At 58.0% G+C, this 1,679-nt stretch carries 1 protein-coding gene; it reads left to right on the top strand.

The annotated features are described in order from the left end of the window. Positions 1-1,679, top strand: a 1,679-nt coding sequence (locus IP81_RS16455) for an FG-GAP-like repeat-containing protein (protein WP_197274679.1), incomplete at both ends; no start/stop codon positions are given.

The following is a 1,679-nucleotide window of genomic DNA, read 5'->3' as shown; positions in this document are numbered from 1 at the left end:
AAAGCGCCAGTCTTCGTAGACTTGGACGGCGATGGTCGGCTCGACCTCGTCTCGGGAGAGGGCTACGGCGCCTTCCGGGTTTGGCAAAATACCGCCAATGGCTATGTGGAACTCACCGGCGTCGACAATCCTTTAGACGGTATCAACGTTGGGATTGGGGGCTTAAGCAGACCTAGCTTCGTAGATTTGGATGGCGATGGTCAGCTCGACCTAGTCGCAGGGGGGCTTTATTCTACCACGGCGTGGCAGAGCACCGGTGACATCAAAGTCACAATCCTAGAGGACCCGGGGGAGAACCAGGCGCCGACCGTCGACTCAGCCGCGACGAGGAGCTTCGAGGAGAATGGCGACTACGGTGCCTACTTCGCCTCCGCAACCGACCCGCAGGACGATTTCCTGACCTGGATGTTGGGCGGGGTGGACGCCGCACTGTTCGACATCAACAACGGGGGTGTGGTGACCTTCAAGATTGCGCCGAACTTCGAAGCCCCGGCCGATGCAAACTCCGACAACGTCTATGACATCACCGTTACGGCCTCCGATTACATGTACTCTAGCGCCGCCCAAGCGGTTGCCATCACGGTGACCGACGTCAACGAAGCGCCGAGCGTCACCTCAGGCGCGACAGCGAACTTCGCGGAGACTGGCACCGGCACTGTCTACACTGCCACCGGGACCGACCCAGAGAACGACAACCTGACCTGGACGCTGGGCGGGGCCGATGCTGCGCTGTTCGACATCAGCAACACGGGCGCGGTGACCTTCAAGACTGCGCCGAACTTCGCAGCCCCGGCCGATGCAGACGCTGACAACGTCTATGACATCATCGTTAGGGCCTTTGATGGCACCCTCTACAGCCCCGTTTTTGAAAAGCTGGACGGCCCGGCAGATCCTTTTGTCGACCCGGCAGACCCTTCTAACGTTATCTCTTTTGTTTCAGAGTTCAGCAAAGGTGCGGATTTCAGTGCGCCGACCTTCTTGGACCTGGTCGGCGACAGCCGGCTTGACCTCGTCTCGGGTGGTACAGATGGCACCTTCAAGGTTTGGGAAAGAACTGACAGCGGCTACGTCGAGCTGATCGGCGCCGCCAATCCCCTCAACGGCCTCGATGCAGGGGACAACAGCACACCAGCTTTTGTAGACTTGGACGGCGATGGTCGGCTCGACCTCGTCTCGGGAGAGTACTACGGCACCTTCAAGGTTTGGCAAAACACGGTTAACGGCTACACAGAGCTCACCGGCAGCGACAATCCCTTCGACGGCTTCGACGCAGGAGTAAACTTTAGGGACAAAAGTACACCAACTTTCGTAGACTTGGATGGCGATGGTCGGCTCGACCTCGTCTCGGGAGAGTACTACGGCACCTTCCGGGTTTGGCAAAACACCGTTAACGGCTACACAGAGCTCACTGGCGCCGACAATCCATTCAACTTGATTGATTACACGTCTGGATATTTTAAAGCGCCAGTCTTCGTAGACTTGGACGGCGATGGTCGGCTCGACCTCGTCTCGGGAGAACAATATGGCACCATCCGGGTTTGGCAAAACACCGTTAACGGCTACACAGAGCTTACTGGTGCCGACAACCCCTTCAATCTGATTGATAACACGTCTGGATTTGCCAAAGCGCCAGTCTTCGTAGACTTGGACGGCGATGGTCGGCTCGACCTCGTCTCGGG

This window comes from Novosphingobium sp. AAP83, assembly GCF_001295795.1.
GTDB lineage: Bacteria > Pseudomonadota > Alphaproteobacteria > Sphingomonadales > Sphingomonadaceae > Novosphingobium.
The sequence above is the reverse complement of the archived record's forward strand: the minus strand, read 5'-3'. Positions and strand labels throughout refer to the sequence as shown.